Consider the following 16,202-nt stretch of genomic DNA (forward strand, 5'->3'; position numbering starts at 1 on the left):
ATGCTATGACGTCAATCGATCATCCGTTGCATGTACTCGTGGCTCATCCGTCCGCGGACCTGTACGGCTCGGACCGGGTGCTGCTTGAGACGGTCCAGGCCCTGCTGGAGCGCGGACACCGGGTGGCGGTGGCCCTTCCCCGGCCAGGTCCGCTGGTGGATGAACTGATCAGACGGGGAGCCCTGGTGGAGTTCTGTCCTACCTTGGTGCTGCGCCGGTCCCTGCTCTCGCTGTCCGGGTTGCTGCGTCTGGCAGGCGAGGGCGTCTACGGGTTCTGGGCGGGCATGCGGGTGATACGCCGCTACCGTCCCGACGTGCTGTACGTGAACACCGTGGCCGTCCCGTTATGGCCGCTGCTGGGCCGGCTAAGCCGCGTCCCCACAGTGACCCACGTCCACGAAGCCGAGCGCCATACGCCGCGCAGGCTGCAGCTTGCCACGGCGCTGCCGCTGCTGCTTGCAGACCGGATCGTGGCCAACAGCCGCTTCACCGCCGACACCTTGGCGCATGTGCTGCCGGCGCTGCGCGGCCAAGCCCGTGTGGTGTACAACGGCGTGCCCGGACCGGCTGGGCCTCGGCAGGCTCGCACAGCGCTCGACGGCGGCCTGCGCGTGGCCTACGTGGGCCGCCTCTCGCACCGCAAGGGGCCGGACCTGGCCGTGGAGGCGGTGGCGCGGCTTCGAGAGCGCGGCGTGGCCGCCACTCTGGCTATTGTCGGCGCCGCGGTCCCCGGCTATGAGGACTACGAGCACGCGCTGCGGAGCCGGGTCCGCGAGCTGGGCCTGGGTGGCGAAGTCCTTTTCCACGGCTTCCAACCCAACCCGTGGGACATCTTGGCTGACGCCGACGCCGCGGTTGTTCCGTCCCGGCTGGACGAGTCGTTCGGCAACACGGCAGTGGAAGCGGTGCTTGCCTGCCGGCCGCTGGTAGCCAGCTCGGTCCCCGGGCTTCGCGAGGCCGCCGGTCACTATGCCAGCGCCCAATTTACGGCGCCGGATGACGCCGCGGCACTGGCAAATGCGCTGGAACGGGTGGCCGTGGACTGGGAGCATTTCCGGGCCGCCGCCGTTGCCGACGCCGACGCCGCCCTCGAACGCCACGCTCCGCACCGGTATCGGCACAGCATCGCGGAAGTCATAGCCGGGACGGCCGGCCCGCGCCGCAGACGCTGACGCAGGGAGACAGAGCACGCGCTCCAACCTTCACGTGCCACAGCCGCCCCGCGAGTTATCGACGGCAAGGCCCATGGCACCCGCACTGTTAACTCCCGGCGAAGCCGAGTTACCGGCAGGCGGCGCGGACATCGCTCCCCCGTCGTTGCCCGTTCATTGGCATGGGCAACAGTAGGCGATGCCGGCCACTTCTGAACGGATCGGCACTCACTCGACCGGAGGTTCGATTCATGCACCCGTCCCCCACTCCACAAGCAACCCGGCTGTCCCGGCCGCTGCGCCTGACCGTCGGCACCTTGGCCCTGCTGGCCGCCGGCACCATGGTTGGTCCCGCCGCCACCGCTGCGCCCGGCCCCGCCGAAAACGACTGGGCCGCCGCCGCCTACCGAGGAGGAGTCGACGTCGTTGATGGTCCGGATGCAGACCAGCAGACCCTCGATGGCACCGTCTTCAATGACAAGAACAAGAACTCCAAGCAGGACGTCAACGAACCCGGCCTGCGCGGCGTCACCGTCTCCAACGGCAGCGACGTCGTGACCACGGACAGCCACGGCCGCTACCAGTTGCCGGCCTTCGATAACATGACCGTCTTCGTCACCCAGCCGCGCGGCTATCAGGTGCCGGTGGACGATGACAACGTCGCCCAGTTCTTCTACAACCACTTGCCCGAAGGCTCGCCGGAGCTGAAGTACGGCGGGATCGCCCCGACCGGAGCGCTGCCTGACCAGGTGAACTTCCCGCTGGTCAAGAGTCAGCTCACCCAGTCGCCGGAGCAGCACTGCGCCTTCGGCGCCGACGTCCAGACCTACAACCAGAAGGAGGTGGAGTTCGCGCGCAACGGCGTCTTCACCGACCTGGCCGCACGCACCGATTATGCCGGCTGCGGCGCCCTGTTCATCGGTGACATTGTGGGCGACGATCTGTCCCTCTTCGGGCAGACCCGGGAACTGACGGCCATGCTCAACGGTCCGGCCCGTTTCCTCCCAGGCAACCATGACCTTGATTTCGACGCTCTCGACGGCGAGCACGAGTTCGACACCTACCGCAGCCAGTTCGGCCCGGAGTACTACTCGTACGACGCCGGGAAGGCCCACGTCGTCGCCCTGAGCAACATCGAATACCCGACGACGATCCCCGCGAAGAAGAGCAGCTACACCTATTCCCTCGGCGAGCGCCAGCTCGCGTGGCTTCGCGCGGACATCGCTAAGGTGCCCAAGGACCAGGTGATAGTCCTGGCCGGCCACAGCCCGCTGCTTGAGTTCTTTTACAGCGACTCCCACACCATGAAGCAGCTGCAGGAGGTCTACCGGATCCTCGAGAGCCGCGAAGTCGTCTCCCTCGGCGGGCACACCCACATGTCGGAGAACCTGCGCGAAGGAGACCTCATGGCCGGCTGGCGCGACGAGGTCGGCGACGCGGGCCTGCCGTTCACGCACCTGACGGTCCCGGCCGTATCGGGCCACTGGTACGGCGGACGCGTCCTGGAGGAGGGCTACCCCACCTCGGTACAGCGGGACGGCACCCCGCCCGGCGTCCTGACCCTGGATATCAAGAACACCGAGGTTAAGGAACGCTTCAGCATCCGCGGCGGCGACGAAACCGAGCAGATGGCCTTGGGCCTTAACACCCCGGCCTACCGCACCTGGTACGCCGAGAACGTCACCAAGCCCCGCGGTACGGCTCCAGCTCTTGAGAATCCGATGCAGGTCTCGCGCACCGATCTGGCCGGCCAGACCTGGCTGACCACCAACTTCTGGATGGGCAGCACCGGGTCCACCGTCAAGGTCACTCTGGACGGCGGCGCCGCCACCGAGGCCGTCCGCACCCAGCAAATGCAGGGCGAGACCCCGCTCATCGGCGCCGAGTGGTCAGACCCGGCGGCCATCCAGGAGCAGTTCGTCCACGGCGGCGGCTTGGCCGACCGCTCGATGCACCTCTGGCGGCTTGAACTGCCTGCTGACCTCGCCGTCGGCGAGCACACCGCCGAGGTCTCCGCCACCGACGTCCACGGACGGGAGTTCACCGAGACGCTGACCTTCAACGTCGTGGAGTAACCCGGTCTCCTCGGCCGGCATGGGCCCGGCGGTTCGCTCCGCCGGGCCCATGCCGGCCTTAATCACGTCGCGGGTGAGGAATTCTTCTTCGCGGCCAGGGCCGCACGGCGCCGCGCCCATGCTTCCAGAGTTTTCTTGGCCAAGCGTCTCGTCCGGAGATAGGCGGTTCGGCCCAGCACATAGGTGCGGCCGCGAAGCGTGGCGATCACTCGCACTTCGTAGACCGGACGACGCCGGGCGCCAAAGTCGGCCTTGTAGGATTCGTCCCCGACGGTGAGGTCGAAGAACTGTTGCCCGCGGCCGATCGCGTCCTTGGCGAGCTCCTCTACAATCAGCAGGCCAAGCGAGTAGTTGCGCAGCCGTTGCATGTCGTAGCCCACTAAAAGGAACAGGTCGCGGTCCGGGGCGATCAGGTCGAAGGCTATCGCAACCGGCTCGCCGCCCACCTCGAGCACGGACAGCGTCCCCGGCGCGCCGGTCTTGACGCTGTCCCTCACCACGGCGCAGTAGAACTCAAAGCAGTCCGGGTCCTGCACTAGGTCGATCCCCCGGCGTTCCGCAAAGCGGGCGGCACGGAACTCCTGCATGCGTCGCATGAGGTCCTCGACGGCGGTGACGTCGGTGATCTCGAGCAGGCGCTTCTCGCCCTTGGGCCGCAGGCGTTTGTGCTTGCGGTCGAGGTGGCGGACGAAACCGGCGTCCAAGGCGCCGCGCCACTCTTCTACGGAGGATGCGAGCGTCATCAGGTGCGTATCGTAGAGATGCCTGGCACTCGTGGCCCCGGCCAGCAGTACCGTGAGCGGATCGGGCGAGTCGGCGACGCGCTCGATCCGAAGCAGGTCGAACCGACCCAGGGCCTCGCGGATTCGGCGGGCCATCGAGGGATCAGCTTCGAGGCCAGCGGTTCCGTCGCTTACTGGCGCCGCGTAGTCGGCCACGCCCAAGTCGGCGTACTCCACGAGACGGATCGGACCCAAGCGACGGCGGACAAACGGCAGGACGAGGACCAGTTCACCGCCGTCGCGCCGGGCAGTCACGATGACCTTCTCCGCCTCCCGGGCGGGCGCCAGCACGTTGTACAGGCGGTCCAGCCAGATACCGTGCTGGAACGGCGTGGCATCGGATAGCGCATAAAGGTCGTCATACTCGCTGCTGAGGAAGTCGAAGTCGTCCTCGCGCTGCACGGTGAAGCCGGACATAGTCAGCCCTTTCGGTTCGGGCGGACGCGCCCGCCCCAGGGGACCTGCGTACCGCCGTCGATGCGCTCGAGCGGGCCGACCCGTTGAGGGTCAGCCGGTGCGCGCCAGTCTAGCCGACAGGGTTGCGGCTTGGGGCCAACGGCCATAAAGTTGTGCAACTTCCGCCTCCACCAGAGCGGGGAGATCTGCGATGACGGATGGATCCACCTCCCTGCGCCGTCGGCCGTCAGTGAAGTATCTGGCCGCCGGTGCGGTGACGGCTCTGGGCCTGCTGTGCCTGCCCCCGACGTTGTCCGCTCCGTCCCCGGCCGACAGGGAAGACCCGACATCAGTTTCCGCTGCGTCCGCTGCCACCGCGGCAGCGGCCAAACCTTTGGTGGTTTCACCGGAGGGTTCGGACGATGCGGCCGGAACACTCGCGGCGCCGCTGGGCACCGTCGGGGCCGCCGTGGCCAGGGCCGCCTCCGGCCAAACCATCGTGCTGCGCGCCGGAAACTACAACGAATTCGTGACCATACCGCCAGGCAAGAGACTCATCCTTCAGTCCTACCCGGGGGAAGAGGTATGGCTGGACGGCAGCGTGCCGGTGACTGGCTTCGCCCGGCATGGCAGCGTCTATGTGGTCGACGGTTGGGCAACCGAGTTCGACGCCAGCCCCACCTACAAGCGCGGCGCCCCCGACGGGACGTCGCAGGGTTGGCAGTTCGTCAGCGACAAACACCCCATGGCGGCGCATCCGGACCAGATCTGGATCAACGGTGTCCCCCAGCGGCAGGTAGGGAGCCGGTCCGAGGTCGTGGCGGGCACCTTCTACGTGGACTATGCCGGCGACCGCCTTTACCTCGGTTCCAGTCCCCAAGACCGCACCGTCCGAGCCAGCACGCTAGGTAGGGCGCTGAGCATCCAGGGAGCCGGATCCGAGCTGCACGGCGTCGGGATCCGCCGGTACGCGACCTCGGTTCCGCAGATGGGGGCGGTGACCGTGGAGGCTCCGAATGCAGTGCTGGAGGATGTGGTCATTACCGCCAATGCAACCACCGGCCTGTTTGTCGGGGCTGGCGGCGCATCCCTGCGGAACGTCACCTTGGTGGACAACGGGATGCTGGGGGCAGCCGCCACCTATGCCGATGGGCTGCAGGTGTCCGGGCTGTTGGCAGCGCGAAACAACACCGAGCATTTCAACACCTCCCCGGTGTCGGGTGGGGTCAAGGTGGGCCGCTCCCGCGGTATTGATATCAGCGACTCGGTCTTCCGGGACAATGAGGGGCCGGGCCTGTGGCTGGACGAATCGGTCTTTGAAGCGGCTATCCACGGGAACGACATGCTGGACAACTCCGGTCATGGACTGTCCCTTGAACTTTCGGCCAAGGCCGACGTCGTCAACAACGTGATCGCCGGCAATTCCGGGCACGGGCTGAAGGTCAACAACACCAGCGATGTACGAATCTGGAACAACACCATCAAGGCCGAGGGCCGCGCCATTAATATTGTCCAGGACGGCAGGCGGGCCAGCGACCCGGATACGCCCGGACATGATCCGCGGCAGCCTTTCCCGGACCCGGCCATGACTTGGATCAACGGCCCGGTCGTTATCCGCAACAACGTCATCTCCATCCCGGGCTCCACTGCCGACTGCCTGCTCTGCGTAGAGGACTATTCCGGGACCTACAGTGCCAAGGAACTCGAGGTCACGGCCCTGGGCGACGTCTACCATCGCGCCTTGCCGGCTTCTCCCGACTCAGCCGTGATCTGGGCGATGGACTCCGGCAAACCCGCTTTGTTCGCGAGACCGGAAGACTTCAGTTCAGCCACCGGCCAGGAACTACAGCACCTGTACCTCGAAGGCTCTGATCCATTGCTCTCCAGCTACCGGCCGGGCGACATCATCTCGAGCAGGAATTCCACGTTGGCCCAGCCCTTGCCCGGGGAGATCGCGCAGCTGGCCGGTCAACCGGCCGGTACGCGCTCGCTCGGCGCCTTCGCCAGGTAGTCCCGCTCCCCGGTAGGCGGTCCGTCCGCGGCCTGGGCACTGTACCGCCGAATCCTGGTGTGTGGTGGACAGGAAGCGGGGCGAAACCTTTCGGTCCCGCCCCGCTTTGTGCTGCCGCCGGTGGTGTCAGTTGCCCGCTGTCACCGTTAGGTCATCGAACGAAGCGAGAACCGGCGTGTTGGTGGCGGAGCCGGAGACGTAGACGCCCAGCCCGACAGCGCCTGAAACCTGCAGTTCCGCCGTCGAGTCCGTGGCGGTCACCTGCCAGTCCAGTGGCTCCTCCGTCCCGGCAGGCCACAGCTTGGCCTGAGCGGTGGTCGGTGAGGTTCCCGTGACCTGCAGACGCAGCTGCAATTGCTGTCCGGCTTGGTAGGTCAGTCCGGCAACCGTGGCTTGCCGCAGTACGGTTTCTGTGGCGCCGACCGCCCGCAGGGCCTGCAGGGTCACCGCTCCGTTGGAGGCCACCCTGACTGTGGCCATGTACTGCCCGGTAGTGCCGACCTGCCGCCCGACGACATCTACATAGATACCGCCGCCGGTGGCGGGCTTATCCAGCGAGAACCGCACGCTGGTGTCCGTGCTGGCCGCGGAGACCGCGTTCAGGGACGTGCCCGGACCGTGCCCCGGGGTATTCATCCGGATCCGCCCGACCCCGTCCGCGACGGTGAAGTGCGTGGACGTTCCCCGCAGGCTCCAGGCCCCGCCGGTGTCAGCATTCCCCCAGCCGGACGCCAGGGTGCGTCCGAACGCGTCCGCCGCGATGTTTGCCGCCGGCGGCGGGCCGTCATCGACCGTAACCGCTTGGCTGGTGCTGCGCGACTCGCCGTCGTCGTCAGTCACGGTGAGTTTCACCGTGTAGGCGCCGGCCGTCGCGTACGTGTGCGACGCCGTCGCTCCACTGCCCGTTGCACCGTCGCCGAACTCCCAGGCGTAACCGGCAATGGTGCCGTCGGGATCCGAAGATCCGGACCCGTCCACTGCCACGCCAAGGCCGTTAGTTGTGGCAGTAAAGGAGGCCGTCGGGGCCGCATTGGCAGGCGTGCCGGTGCTGCCGGCTATGAAGTGGTTCTGGACTTGGGCGGCACTGAGCACGTTCGGGTAGATGGCTACTTCGTCGAGGTCGCCGGCAAAATACGCGCTGGTGGGCCGCGGGGTCCACCGGCTCAGGCTGTCCCCGCCGATCCGCCAATAGCCCATGACATCCTGGCCCTTGGTCACGTCCGCCCGCTGGGCCACCACCTGTCCGTCGACGAACAACTGCATGCCGTTCGCACCGAGCGTTGTCACCGCATGGTGCCATTGGCCGTCGTTGTATCTGCCCGTGCTATTGACCGTCTGCCGCGCACCGTTTTGCATGACGCCGAAGTACAGCTGTCCGGTGTTGGCCATGTACAAGTGGCGGTCCATCAGGTCCGAGTTGACGGTGGTCGAGTTGGCGTAGCCAATCAGCTTCCCGCCGCGGGTGGTGGTGGTGCGGAACCACACTTCGGTGCTGAAGGTGTCCGCCGGCTGCACGCGGGAGGTCGTGGAGGCAAAGCCGGTTGATGCACCCGTGAAGGTGCCGGCGGTATCCCCATCGCCAGCCACGGCTCCAGAGGTGCCCAGGGCTACGCCGGCGCTAAGTCGCAGATCGTCTTTGCCGGTCTGGTCGATACCAACAGCGCCTGCTGTTTCACCGAACCGCCAGTAGTTGGCCGGCTGGTCTGCCTTAATCGTAGCGGCGTAGGCGCTGGCCGCCGGGTCTTCCGCCGCTGCGGTGACCGTGACCGTATTGCCGCGAACCTCTACTCCGGTAGGATCCGTGGCAAAGATTCGGTAAGAGTACTGCCGTCCCGGGACCAGCCCGGTGTCCAGGAAGGCCAGGCCCGGCCGGTCCCAGAACGTCGATGCGGCGCTGGTCGTGTAGACCGGATTGGCAATGTTGCCGTCACGGATCACCTTGTAGGTCAGTTTCTTGTTGTCCATGTCCCAGTTGGCCTGCCAGCGCACCCGCACAGTCCCCTTCTTCGGCGAGCTAAGCGTAGGGGTGAAATTAGCCCCGCTGACTTCCGGCCCCCGCTGGTTGGGCGCATCCTGGCGCACCGTATAGCGCACCAGTCCCTGCTGTGCCACGCCGTTCACCCTAGTGAACTCGCCGCCCATCACCACATACTTGTCGGTTCCGGTGACCGACCATGGTCCCTGAAACTGGCCGGTGAACGTGCCGGAGTTCATATCAGGGAACCAATTCTGCAACTCGGGCCGCGGCAGGCCCTCGAAGTTGGTGTAGTCGTACAGCTCCCGCTTAATTGTGCCGCCCACAGCCTTGCTGAACGACATACCGCGGCGCCATTCCCAATCGATTTCCTGCGGAAAGCCGCCCACATTGGCACAGTTGTGCGGATGCCCGGCCAGATAGATCAGGTCGCTCTGGCCCGCAAAGACCGAGTAGGTATCACCATGGCAGTCATTGACCCATTCGGTTTCCAGATCGGACCATTTGATGGACACTACGCCCTCCAGAGTACTGATCCGGCCGAAGGTGTAGCCGCTGGCATAGAAGTGGGTGCTGTCCGAAGTCAGGCTGGTGATGGAACCGTTCGTGCTGCCGTTGCGGATGTATGTGCTGGCAGGCAGCGGGAACTGGGTTCCGGTCGTCGTGTCCAGGACGCCGAGCCCGTAGCCGGGCCGGTCCGAGCCGTTCAAGCTGGTGAAGGCGCCGCCGACGGCGATCTTGGTGGCGTCCGGCGACAGCGCCAGTCCGTTGACCTGGCCGCCCGCCGCCTGCGGCGCCCAGTTCAGCAGTGCGGCGTCCGAAGCCCGAACGGCCGCCAGCTTCCCCCGCGCCACGCTACCCACGAAGTTGAAATCGCCACCGAAATAGACTGTGTTGCTCGTGGCGACAATTCCGTGAACTGACGAGGACGCCTGCGGCTGGAAGCCTTGGATCAACGCACCCGTCGACGGGTTCAGCGCCACGATGCGCGAGACCGCAGTGGTTCCGTTGAACTGCGTGAAATCCCCGCCCACGTACAGTCGCGAACCATCCGGTGAGGCCGCCAGCGTGAGCACCTGGGCATTGAAGCGCGGGGCGAAGGAACCGATCAGCGCGCCGGTGGTGAGGTTGTAAGCCATGATGTTCGACCTGGCCACCTCGTTGGTTCCGACCGCAGAGCCGGCCGGCCGGGCGGAAGTGAACTTTCCGCCGACATACACGGTGTTGCCGATAATCACCTGCGACCAGACGACGCCGTTAATCTGTGCCGTCGGCAGCCGGTCGGCAGTGACTGTGGCCGGAGTCAGCGGATCCGCTGGGTTCTCCGGCAGTGAGTCCGCGGTCGCGGACGGGACACCCACGATGGCTATGGAGGCTGCCAATGCGGCTGAGGATAGGAAGACGGCGCTCCTGCGCCAGCGTGTATGCATAGCTATCCTGCCTTTCTTGGAGCTGCGCCTTCGAACGCAACCACAGACTCGGACGCAGCGTAGTTCAGGTAAATGCGTACCTGACCCCGCTGGTCCTCGGGTACTAGGAAAACAAAGGTGCCGGAGGCGCTCTTGCCCGCCGCGACTTCCAGCGGGAAGAGCTTGGTGCCGGAACCGTCAAGCCGGATGGCGGGGAGCTTTTGCGCGCCTGCCTCCACGGTGATCTCGGCGGTATCCAGTTTCAGATCTTTAGCCGATGTGTTCCGTACTTCCACCACAAAGCGGATGGCCGGCCCGGCGATCTGCCCAATGCCCTCCGCCTTGGCTTCAATGGCCTCTAGCTTGGAAATCGTGGCGACGCCGCCTGCGACGTCGGCGGTCTCCTGTAGCTGGACGGCCCTGGCGACGGGCTTGGGCGTGGCCGCCCGTTCGGCGTCCTTAGCCACGGCCAGCGAACCGGCGCGTTCCTTGGCCGCTGTATCAGGCCCGGATTCCTTTGCCGCCTTACTCGGCTTTGTCCCGGCCTTGTCGGACTTCGCCTCGTCCGGCTTCTTCCCGGACGCGGACCTGTCCGCGTTGTCGTCGGAAGCACCCCCTGTCGCGCCGGCCTGGCCAGAATTGTCGGGGGCCGCGTCTCGGTCTGCCGCCGCGGAAGCCACCGCGCCAACCGAACGCGGCGCCGCCGTCGTACTTTGGCCGGCCCAGTCGGACCAAACCGCGGCAACGGCAATCACTACCGAGGCAGCTACCAGGGGCGCAACGATCCAGCGCCCTCTGCTCCGTCCACGTGCCGTGCTGGCGGTTTCGGACGGGCCCGCCTCGGTTTCATCGCTGCCATTAAGCATTCCGTCCACCTCCGTCGGCAGGACGGACCGCCGGATCGAGCCGGCCCAGTTCCCGGAACCACTTCACGCAGGCAAGCATCAGGTAGGCCAGGTTCGCCGCGAAGAACAGGGTGTACAGCCCCATGAATAGCGCAGGTGCGCCCACGACGAGGAACACGAAGCAGAAGATCCCGTAGTCCGTCGGCAACAGGGCAAGCGATTTCAGTCTGGACCCGCTCCGCGGCGTGGCAGCGGCGCCGGCTTTCAGGAAATGAGTCTTCCGGAGCTGTTCGGTGAGGATCATCGTGAAGAAGCCCACCCCGTCCACCAGGCAGTAGCCGATCGGGATGAGCAGCCAGACCGGGTCCTCTAATCCGAACGTGCGGTAGGCACACACCAGGACCGCAAGATGCAGGCTTGAGTTCTTCAGGCTGTCCAGCACATGGTCCAGCCACTCGCCGCTGAGCGAACCTCCTCCGCGCAACCGCGCCACTTGGCCGTCCGCGGAGTCAAAGGCATAGCCAACGGCCAGGCCACCCCACACCACGAGTCCGACCCAAACCTCGGGCCCCGCCGGGCCTTCCGCCGGCGTGAATGCCAGACAGACGATGGCGGACAAGGTGAACAGCGCGCTGACCGCGCTGACCATGTTTGGCGTCAGACCGGCCCGGTAGGCTGCAGCAGCGAGCAACCTGCCGGCACGCCGGTTGACAAGAACGGAATACGCCGGGGCCCCGGGAGCCACCGTCTTCTGCGCCTTGGCCAGGATCCTGACTGTCTGAAGATAGCCCGGCCGATCCCGCCCGAGCAGCTGGCCGGTCATGCCACACCTGCCGGAGTCCGGTCCGCTGCGGTTGGACGTCGGCGGCCGCCGGACTGCCGCGCCCTGCCTGTGTGCAGATCGTGGCAGAGCTGTTCATAGCCGTCGGTGACCACATCCCAGTCGTAGTTGACGGCGCGCTGCTGTCCCAGCAGGCCCCGGGTCTTGGTGGCCTCCGGCTGCGCTTCAGCGGCCACAGCCAACGCGGCTGCCGCCGCGGCAGTGGAAAAGTAGCTGCCAGCCTCGGCCAGGACCTCGCGGTTGAAGTTCACATCGAAGGCGTTGGTGGGTGCCGCCGCGCCGATGGCCCGTAGCAGCGAGGGATTGGTGCCGCCGACCGAGTGCCCATGCCAGTAGATCAGCGCGTTGGCATAGAGCTGGTCCAGCAGTTCCTGGTCCCACACACCGCCGAGGAACCTGACCCGCTCGTCCGCTCGGTCCCTGACGCGGCGGGTGTACTCGTCGCCGTAGGGACTGCCGCCGACTACTACCAGCGGCAACTGCGCTTCGCTGGCCGTGTAACCTTCCACGATCAGGTGGACATGGTTCTCCGGCTCGAAGCGGGCCACCACGAGGTGGTACCGGCCCGCTTCCAGCCCGAGTTCGGCCAGCCGCTCCTGCGGTCCTGAGCCGATAATGGGTGCGCCGTAGGTGATCAGCCGGGAGGCCGCACCGAATTGCTCCGTGTAGTAGTCCTGGATGCCGGCGGCGTCCGCGATCAGGGCGTCGGACCAGCGCACTGCCATGGATTCAGCCAGCCGATAGTACTTCCTTCCGGCCGGCCCCCACTTGCCCCGCTTCCACTCCAGCCCGTCCACGTGCGTGGCTACCGGGATCCGCGCGGCGCGCAGCAGCGGCAGCCACGGGGCGTTCGCCGCGTTGAACACGACTGCCGCGTCCACGCGGTGCGCCGCGAGGTGAACGGCCGACAGCCCGGAATGACTCAGCGTCTCCAGGCTGCGGCGGCGCAGCGCCGGCAGGTGTACGAGCCGCATGCCGGCGTACTCACGTTGTGTGGCGTCGGCACCTGTGGTGGTCCGACAGTAGACCACCACCTCGTGGCCTCGGGCGGCTAGCCGCCGGCCCACCTCGTCCACGCAGGTCTCGAAACCACCGTAACGCGCAGGTACTCCCCGCGTTCCCAATAGGGCAATGCGCAGCGGCCGTCGTGCTTCCCTCGATGTTGACATATCCCCATCCCCAGCATGGTTGTGTCTTAGTTAGCTGTGCTGTTGCTTCGCGGCGGCTCAGCCGGCCAGCGGGCTAATCATTCACCGCCGCGGCGGCTCAGCCGGCCAGCGGGCTAATCATTCACCGCCGCGCCGGCTGGTCTGCCTCTGGCAGACGTGGTGCCGTTGAGTGTCGCCAGCGCCTGTCGCAGCGCAGTACTCGAGGTGTGCACTGTGTACGGAAAATAGATCACCGAGACGCCAACGGTGGCGAAATCCCGCTCTAGCCGGCGGCCCTTCTCGGTGTCCTTCCAGTCGTCGCCCTTGAAGAAAACGTCAAAGCCGACATCAGCCCACGTCTGCAGGCGGTCCGGCGAGACTTCGGCCACTGCCCGGTCCACGTAAGTGATGTGGCGGACGATTTCCAGGCGCTCCTGCAGCGGCACTAGCGGGTAGCGCCCCTTGGTCGCGAAACAGATTTCGTCGGACACGGCGCCGGCAATGAGATAGTCGCACCGCGAGCGCGCCTGGCGAAGAATATTCAGATGCCCGACGTGGAACAAGTCGAACGCTCCCGCGGCGTAGCCAACTACAGTCATGCCCAATCCCCCAGAATGTATCCCCAACGTTGTTGCCATCAACGCCTTGCTCAGCGTCTGCTTGGCCACAACCGGATTCACGGATCGTTTACCGCTCCGTTACCTCAAGGCACAGCCTAGGAAGAAACAGCTGTGCACACATGAGTGGGTGGTACGTAAGTCAGCCGGACAGATTACTCACTGCACGTCGCGCAATACTGACGCCCGGCCCCGCCTGTACTCGCAGCAGGGCGGCTGCCCACAGCGTGCGGGCTATCTGCCGCCGGATGGGCGATTCCCTGCACCCGTGCGGAGCCTCGGCCACCGAGGTTCACGCTCTCATGGTGCTTTCGCGAGGTGATCCTTCGGTCCAACGGGCCCGTGGTCTGCTGGGTGAAAGGGCCGGGCGCTGGCCTTTTCCAGCAGCACGGACAAGGTGAAGAAGACCACGAAGTCGACGCTGGCATCCACCAGGCCGTTCTCGGTCACGCTACGGAACAGGATGAACAGCAGCGCCCCATTCGTGAAGGTCCCCAGCTGCGGCGTGCGCAGGCTGTCCCAGCTGGTGCGGGCCACCCACAGTGCCAGCAGCGCAGCTCCGACCAGTCCTGCCTGGGCCAGCGCCGAAATCCAACTGGAATCGAAAACCTGCTCGTCCCAATACTGGCCGAGCACGGCAATCTGCTTCACCGAGAGCCCGCTGCCCACCCACCTTTCCCAGGTGTCGAAGGGAATCTCCAACACCGCTTCCCAGCTGATGGTGCGCGAATTCAGCGTGACCAGCGAGGCACTGTCCCCTCGATTCACGATATTTGCCAGGGTGGGTGTGTACGCGATGATCGCGAAAATGGCGGGCACCGCCACCAGCACCATGGCGGCGACGGCGATGGGTGGCCTGCGCACCTGCAGCAGGACCACCAGCATCGCGGCGACCAGTGCGAAGATTGCCGTCCTGGATCCGGTGGCCAGGACCAGCCCCGAAAGTCCCGCGAAAATCACCAGCAGCCTGCCCGAGGCACGGCCATGGACAATCTCGTGCAGCACGCCCAGGGCGGGAAGGCCGCACAGCGAGGCGATGTCGTTGGGCGACAACGGCGGGATGCCCCCGCCCAGCCTTCCACCGGAGAGCATCAGACCGAGGCCGGTGATGGCGCTGAACGCTCCCACCACCGCCATGGCTGCTAGCAGTGATGTCACGGCCAGCCGGGCCGGGAACGACAACAGCACAACGATGACCGTGGCCGCCAACAGCACAACACGGATGGCCAGTACGGCAGAGGCCTCCGTGTTCCCCTGCGCGTAAGCACCGATGGCTGAAACCGCCACGATCAACAGCAGCAGGCCCAGCGAGCGCCCACCCAGCGGTTGTCGCTCCCGGGTGCGGATGAGCACAACCACGGCCACCAGCAGCGCAACGCACTGGATCAGTGCCTTGATCACGACCACCGGATCGGCGCCGCCGCTATAGATGCTGCCCTGCCGCCAGCGGACCAGGCTGACGACGACCAGCAGCCAGATCACGAACGGGATGGCTGGCTTGGCGCCGGATCTAGGCATTCACATCAGCGTCGCGGATCCGCGAATGCCGGCCGGCCGCTGCCTCCGCCCGATGGATGAGCGGCACCGCAGATGGCCGCCTGCGCAATGGTACCCCCGTCATGACCACCCCTTGGGGCGGATTCCCTGCCGCGGCCAGTTCCGCAAAGGTCCGTCGCAGATCGTCCCTTTTGGTCTTACCGTAGCGGCAGATGACCAACGTGTGATCCGCGGAGGGAACCAACTGCTGCGCGTTCAACGGACTGGAGGTTACAGCGCTTTCGGCCAGCGTCATATCGAAACGCGCCTTGAGTTCGTCCAGGACGGGCACAGCTTGACGCGCCCTGTCGAGGCTGCGGCCTATCCCTTCCTCAGGTTTGCCCGCCAAGATATACGAGACCGGTCCGGCCTCGTCGGTCCGTATGGCGGCGGCAAGGTCCGCCCTCCCGCTGAGGACTTCGGCCAGACCAGCGCCGTCCGGCTCCTGCCCGAAGGCCGGAGACAGTGCCGAGTCGGTTTCCAAGACGCAGATGTTCTTACCCATGCCCGCCACCATCAGCGCGAAATTCCCGCGCTGGAAACTGGCGCCGGCCCCGGGCGAAGCTGGGACCAGCAGCACCAGCGGTGGCAGTTCCGTGTGTCCTGCCAACAGCAGGTTGGTGAGAAGTTCGCGGTGCGCCATCCAATGCTTGCTGTTACTGGCCCACCCACCCGGCTGGCCGGCCCGGCTCCGGTAGCGGGGCAGATGTCCCACTACCGCCATCCCGACTGCCGACTGGACGTCACGGCTTGTGCGCAGTCGGGAGTCCAACCGGAAGGCCGCTATGGCGAAGAGCAATCCGGCCGACAACCCGATCAAGGCTCCGACCGCCACATTGAGGATGGTCCGCGGCGAGGTAGGACCGGCCGGCGGCGACGCAGGGACTGTGAGCTCCGGGGCCACCGTAACCCTGCTGTCTCCGGAGGTGGTTTCCAGCCGCCGAATGTGCCGCCCAAGGTGTTCGGCCACCGCATTGGCAATATTGGCCGCCATCTGCGGTTCGGCTGACTGGGCGGTGACATTGAGGAACACGGTCTCCAGCGGGTTGTCTGCCTCGATGCTTGTCCTGAGCTCGCTCAGGCTGAGCTCAAGGTCAAGTTCGCGGATCACCGGTTCCAGGACTTCCGGGCTCTTGACCAAGCTCGGATAGGACTTGACCCGCTGCAGGCTGAACTGGGATCTTTCATAGGCTGACCCGGAGCCTGTTTCGACCTTCACGAAAAGGGTGGCATGGGCTTCATAGACCCTGGGCATCGCGCTGCTGGCTGCCAAGGCGCCGCCGATCCCTGCCAGCGTTAGAACAAGGATGATGACCCAGCGGCTGACAAATGCCCGGCCGTAGTCGCGCAATTCCATTGCCCCCACCTTTCCAGTGCCCCAACCGGAGGTGTACACAACATAGCACCCGCTTCACC

General features: G+C 66.0%; 11 protein-coding genes. 3 read left to right on the top strand and 8 right to left on the bottom strand.

What is annotated here, in order from left to right:
* The first annotated feature begins 5 nt into the window (after window positions 1-5).
* Window positions 6-1,172, top strand: a complete 1,167-nt coding sequence (locus tag MNQ99_RS13485) for a glycosyltransferase (protein WP_241913280.1) — start codon at window positions 6-8, stop codon at window positions 1,170-1,172.
* A gap of 230 nt (window positions 1,173-1,402) precedes the next feature.
* Entirely contained in the window at window positions 1,403-3,226 is a 1,824-nt protein-coding gene (locus MNQ99_RS13490) for a calcineurin-like phosphoesterase C-terminal domain-containing protein (RefSeq protein WP_241913281.1), read from the top strand.
* 62 nt (window positions 3,227-3,288) lie between these two features.
* Here MNQ99_RS13490 and MNQ99_RS13495 read toward each other — a convergent pair whose 3' ends face one another.
* Entirely contained in the window at window positions 3,289-4,425 is a 1,137-nt protein-coding gene (locus MNQ99_RS13495; RefSeq protein WP_241913282.1) for a GNAT family N-acetyltransferase, read from the bottom strand.
* Window positions 4,426-4,615: 190 nt separating this feature from the next.
* Between MNQ99_RS13495 and MNQ99_RS13500 the strand changes: the two genes are divergently transcribed.
* On the top strand, window positions 4,616-6,415 hold the full coding sequence (locus MNQ99_RS13500) for a right-handed parallel beta-helix repeat-containing protein (protein ID WP_241913283.1): 1,800 nt from the start codon (window positions 4,616-4,618) through the stop codon (window positions 6,413-6,415).
* 126 nt (window positions 6,416-6,541) lie between these two features.
* On the opposite strand, the gene MNQ99_RS13505 is transcribed toward MNQ99_RS13500, so the two are convergent.
* The 7 genes from MNQ99_RS13505 to MNQ99_RS13535 form a co-directional block, all read right to left on the bottom strand.
* Window positions 6,542-9,772 carry a PKD domain-containing protein gene (locus MNQ99_RS13505; protein WP_241913284.1) on the bottom strand — a complete coding sequence of 1,077 codons (3,231 nt, stop codon included), beginning with the start codon at window positions 9,770-9,772 and terminating at the stop codon, window positions 6,542-6,544.
* A 50-nt stretch (window positions 9,773-9,822) separates the two neighbouring features.
* The gene (locus MNQ99_RS13510) at window positions 9,823-10,665 is read right to left on the bottom strand and encodes a hypothetical protein (protein ID WP_241913285.1); all 843 of its coding nucleotides are present in this window, start codon (window positions 10,663-10,665) and stop codon (window positions 9,823-9,825) included.
* Window positions 10,658-11,467 (bottom strand): CDP-alcohol phosphatidyltransferase family protein, encoded by an 810-nt coding sequence (locus MNQ99_RS13515; RefSeq protein WP_241913286.1) that lies wholly within the window; start codon window positions 11,465-11,467, stop codon window positions 10,658-10,660. The genes MNQ99_RS13510 and MNQ99_RS13515 overlap by 8 nt, the downstream gene beginning before the upstream one ends.
* Window positions 11,464-12,654: a DUF1972 domain-containing protein gene (locus MNQ99_RS13520; protein WP_241913287.1), complete on the bottom strand. Its 1,191-nt coding sequence runs from the start codon at window positions 12,652-12,654 to the stop codon at window positions 11,464-11,466. Before MNQ99_RS13520 ends, MNQ99_RS13515 begins: the two co-directional genes overlap by 4 nt.
* A gap of 113 nt (window positions 12,655-12,767) precedes the next feature.
* Window positions 12,768-13,232, bottom strand: a complete 465-nt coding sequence (locus MNQ99_RS13525; RefSeq protein ID WP_241913288.1) for an FAD synthase family protein — start codon at window positions 13,230-13,232, stop codon at window positions 12,768-12,770.
* Between the two features lie 318 nt (window positions 13,233-13,550).
* Complete coding sequence (locus MNQ99_RS13530; RefSeq protein ID WP_241913289.1) at window positions 13,551-14,768, bottom strand: O-antigen ligase family protein; 1,218 nt, start codon at window positions 14,766-14,768, stop codon at window positions 13,551-13,553.
* Complete coding sequence (locus tag MNQ99_RS13535) at window positions 14,761-16,143, bottom strand: Wzz/FepE/Etk N-terminal domain-containing protein (protein ID WP_241913290.1); 1,383 nt, start codon at window positions 16,141-16,143, stop codon at window positions 14,761-14,763. Before MNQ99_RS13535 ends, MNQ99_RS13530 begins: the two co-directional genes overlap by 8 nt.
* Between the last annotated feature and the right edge of the window lie 59 nt (window positions 16,144-16,202).

This window comes from Arthrobacter sulfonylureivorans, assembly GCF_022637435.1.
Taxonomy (GTDB): domain Bacteria; phylum Actinomycetota; class Actinomycetes; order Actinomycetales; family Micrococcaceae; genus Crystallibacter; species Crystallibacter sulfonylureivorans.